Origin of the sequence: Phenylobacterium sp. (assembly GCF_031412415.1) — a bacterium.
GTDB lineage: Bacteria > Pseudomonadota > Alphaproteobacteria > Caulobacterales > Caulobacteraceae > Phenylobacterium.
In genome coordinates this window covers 1-4,153 of the sequence record NZ_JANOCX010000435.1, presented here as the reverse complement: position 1 = coordinate 4,153, position 4,153 = coordinate 1, and the positions used below count along the sequence as shown (strand labels likewise).

Below are 4,153 nucleotides of genomic sequence, written 5' to 3'. Positions count from 1 at the left end.
GTGAACAGCTCGACGAAGTCGTTGCGCTGCATCGGCAGGATCTTGGCGAGCGCGACGCGGCGCCCCTTCTCGTCGTCGGCCAGGATCATCTCGCGCACGGCGGCGATGCGGTCCTCGTCGAAGAACATGTGCTCGGTACGGCAAAGGCCGATGCCCTCGGCGCCGAACTGGCGGGCGGTGCGGGCGTCCAGCGGGGTCTCGGCGTTGGCGCGGACCTTCAGGCGACGGGCCTTGTCGGCCCAGACCATCAGGGTGGCGAAGTCGCCGGTGAGTTCCGGCTCGATCATCTTGACCGTGCCGGCCAGGATCTCGCCGCGCGAGCCGTCGACGGTGATGATCTCGCCGGCCTTGAAGGTGCGGCCGCGGACGCGGAACTCGCCGGCCTTGCCGTCGATCTGCAGCTCCCCGGCGCCGGAGACGCAGGGCCGGCCCATGCCGCGGGCGACCACGGCGGCGTGGCTGGTCATGCCGCCTCGGGCGGTGACGATGCCGCGGGCGGCGTGCATGCCGTGGATGTCCTCGGGCGAGGTTTCCTCGCGGACCAGGATGACCGCCTCGCCCGCCGAGCCGAGGCGCTCGGCCTCGTCGGAATTGAACACGACCTTGCCGGTGGCCGCGCCGGGCGAAGCCGGCAGGCCGGTGGTGATCACGTCGCGCGGGCTGGCCGGGTCGATGGTGGGGTGGAGGAGCTGGTCGAGGCTGGCGGGCTCGACCCGCATGATCGCCTCGCGCTCAGTGATCAGGCCCTCGCTGGCGAGATCGACGGCGACCTTGAGCGCGGCCTTGGCGGTGCGCTTGCCGTTGCGGGTCTGGAGCATGTAGAGGCGCCCCTTCTCCACGGTGAACTCGATGTCCTGCATGTCGCGATAGTGCTGTTCCAGCTTCTCGACGACGGCCTTGAACTGCGTGAAGACCTCCGGCAGCGCCTCTTCCATGGAAAGCGACTTCTCGCCCATCTCCTCGCGGGCGATCTTGGTGAGCGCCTGGGGGGTGCGGATGCCGGCGACCACGTCCTCGCCCTGGGCATTGATCAGGAACTCGCCATAGAGGCGGGCCTCGCCGGTCGAGGGGTTGCGGGTGAATGCGACGCCGGTGGCCGATGAATCGCCCATATTGCCGAACACCATCGACTGGACGTTGACCGCCGTGCCCCAGCTTTCCGGGATGTCGTGCATGCGGCGGTAGAACTTGGCCCGGTCGTTCATCCAGCTGGCGAAGACGGCGCTGACCGCGCCCCAGAGCTGGGCGTGGGGGTCCTGCGGGAAGGGCTCTCCCCGCTCCTGCTCGACGGCGGCCTTGTAATCGGCGACGACCTTTTCCCAGTCCTCGGCCGTGAGCGCGGTGTCGACGGTGACGTCCAGGCGCTCCTTATGCTCGTCCAGGATCTCCTCGAACATGTGGTGGTCCAGGTCGAGGACGACGGCGGAGTACATCTGGATGAAGCGGCGATAGCTGTCGAAGGCGAAGCGCTTGTCGCCCGAGAGCTTGGCCAGGCCCGCCACGGTCTCATCGTTGAGGCCGAGGTTCAGCACGGTGTCCATCATGCCGGGCATGGAGGCCCGGGCGCCGGAGCGGACGGAGACCAGCAGCGGATTGGCGGCGTCGCCGAACACCTTGCCGGTCAGCTTCTCGACGGTGGCCAGGCCCGTGGCGACCTGTTCCTTCAGGTCGTCCGGATAGCGGCGCTCATTGGCGTAGTAGTGGACGCAGGCCTCGGTGGTGATGGTGAAGCCCGGCGGGACCGGCAGGCCCAGGGACGACATCTCGGCCAGGTTGGCGCCCTTGCCCCCCAGCAGGTTCTTCATGGAGGCGTCGCCGTCGGCGCCGCCTCCGCCAAAGGAATAGACCCAGCGCGACTTGGTCAGCGTTTCGGTCGACATCCTTGTAGTCCTCCTTAGCCGTTTATCTGGCTGAAGTCCGCGACCCGTCCCATGAGGTCGCGCACCTGAGCCAATAGTCTCAAGCGGTTCTCGCGTTCCGCTGATACGTCGGAATTCACTAATACACCGTCGAAGAACGCATCTACCGGCGAACGAATTTCTGATAGCGCCCGCATCGCCGCTGCAAAGTCCTCGGCCGACAGGGCGCGGGCGACCTCCGGCTCGATGCGGTCGAGGGCTTTGATCAGCGCGCCTTCCTCGGCCGGAGCCGTGGACATGGCGACAGCCGGGCCGGCGGGCAGCGGGCCCTTCTTCTCTTCGGCGCGCAGGATATTGCCGGCGCGCTTGTAGCCGGCCAGCAGGTTCTTGCCGTCCTCGGTGGTGAGGAAGGAGTCCAGGGCCTCGACCTTGGCGACGATACGCACGAGGTCGTCGTCGCCGAGCGCGAAGACCGCGTCGACGAGGTCGTGACGTTTGCCCTGGTCGCGCAGGACGACCTTCAAGCGGTCGGCCAGGAAGTCCAGAACCTCGTCGGCGACCACGGGATAGGGGCGGAAGTCGTACGCCACCTGCCCTTCCGGCGGATCGCCGGCCGGGGCGGAGCGGTCGAAGCGGATGTCGAAGTCGTCCGCGACGGCCACGACGTAGGGCTTGCCCTCCAGCAGGGCGTCCTCGAACTCGTCGACGTAGACCTCGAAGACCCGCGACGGAGACCGCGCGAGCGCGCCCAGATAGCCGGTGGTGCGCCGGGTCGAGACATAGAGCGCCCGGCCGGGGTCCACGAAGCACTTCAGGGCATGATACCAGTCGGCGACGAGCTGGCGGATCGGGGCGCGAACCTCCGACTGCAGCAGGATGCGGATGACGCCAAGCGCCGCGCGGCGCAGGGCGTAGGGATCGCGCGAGCCGGTCGGCTTCTCGTCGATGGCGAAGAAGGCCGTCAGCGTGTCCAGCTTCTCGGCCAGGGCCACGGCCATCGTCACCGGCGTGTCCGGCGCTTCGTCGGTGGCGCCAATCGGACGGTAGTGGTCGCGGATGGCGTCGGCGACGATGGCGCTGATCTTCTCCTCGCGGGCGTAGTAGGCGCCCATCAGGCCCTGGAGCTCAGGGAACTCGCCCACCATGCCGGTGGAGAGGTCGGCCTTGCAGAGCCGTGCCGCCAGCACGGCCTTGGCCGGATCAGCGCCGACGCGGGGCGCGATGTCCCGGGCCAGCATCTCCAGGCGTTCGACCCGTTCGCCCAGGGTGCCGAGCTTGGCGTGGAAGGTGACGCCGGCCAGCTTGGGCAGGCGCTCCTCAAGCTTGGTCTTGCGGTCCTCGTCCCAGAAGAAGCGGGCGTCGTTCAGCCGGGCCGACAGCACCTTGCCGTTGCCGCGCGCGATCTCCTTGCCGCCGTCGGCCGCCTCGATATTGGCCACGGTGAGGAAGTGCGGGGCGAGCTTGCCCGAGCGCGGGTCGCGGACGGCGAAGTACTTTTGGTGGGTGCGCATGGAGGTGCGGATCACCTCGGGCGGCAGGTCCAGGAAGTCCGGATCCATGTCGCCCAGCACCGGGGTGGGCCATTCGGCCAGGCCCGCGACCTCGGCCAGCAGGCCCTCGTCCTCGACCAGTTCAAGATTGCGCGCGAAGCAGAGGGTGCGCGCGCCGTCCATGATGCGATCCTTCCGCTCCTCGGGGTCGAGGATCACGAAATGGGCGGCCAGCTTGTCGCGGTAGCTATCGAAGTCCTTCACCTTGAAGGGCTTGCCCGAGCCCATGAAGCGATGGCCCTCAGTGACATCGCCCGACTGGGTCTCATCGATCCAGAACGGCACCACCTCGCCGTCGAACAGGCAGACGATCCGCTTCAGCGGGCGGACCCAGCGCAGGGTCCCGCGGCCCCAGGTCATCGACTTGGGCCAGGGGAAATTGCGCACGATCTTGTCGACCATCTCGGCGACGATCTCAGGGGTCGGGCGGCCGGCGCGATGGATGTGGGCGAACCAGAGGCCGTCCTTCTCCACCAGCTGGTCGCGGGCGATCCCGGCCTTGCGCAGGAAACCGTCGATGGCCTGGTCGGGAGAGCCGACGCGGGGGCCCTTCAGGTCCTCATGGCGGTCACCCTGTGCGGCGGGCAGGCCCTGGGCGACCAGGGTCAGGCGGCGGGGACCGGCGAAGGTCTTCAGGCCCTCGGGCAACAGCCCCTCGGCGGCCAGATGCTCGCGGGCCATGCGTTCGAAGTCCCGCGCGGCCTGGGCCTGCATCCGGGCGGGGATCTCTTCGGAGAACAGTTC

At 68.5% G+C, this 4,153-nt stretch carries 2 protein-coding genes; both read right to left on the bottom strand.

The annotated features are described in order from the left end of the window. Positions 1-1,880: pyruvate, phosphate dikinase (gene ppdK, locus RMO04_RS20040; RefSeq protein ID WP_309646534.1), on the bottom strand; the 1,880-nt coding region annotated here is incomplete at its 3' end. 14 nt (positions 1,881-1,894) lie between these two features. After that, positions 1,895-4,153, bottom strand: a 2,259-nt coding sequence (glyS, locus tag RMO04_RS20035) for a glycine--tRNA ligase subunit beta (protein WP_309646533.1), incomplete at its 5' end; no start/stop codon positions are given.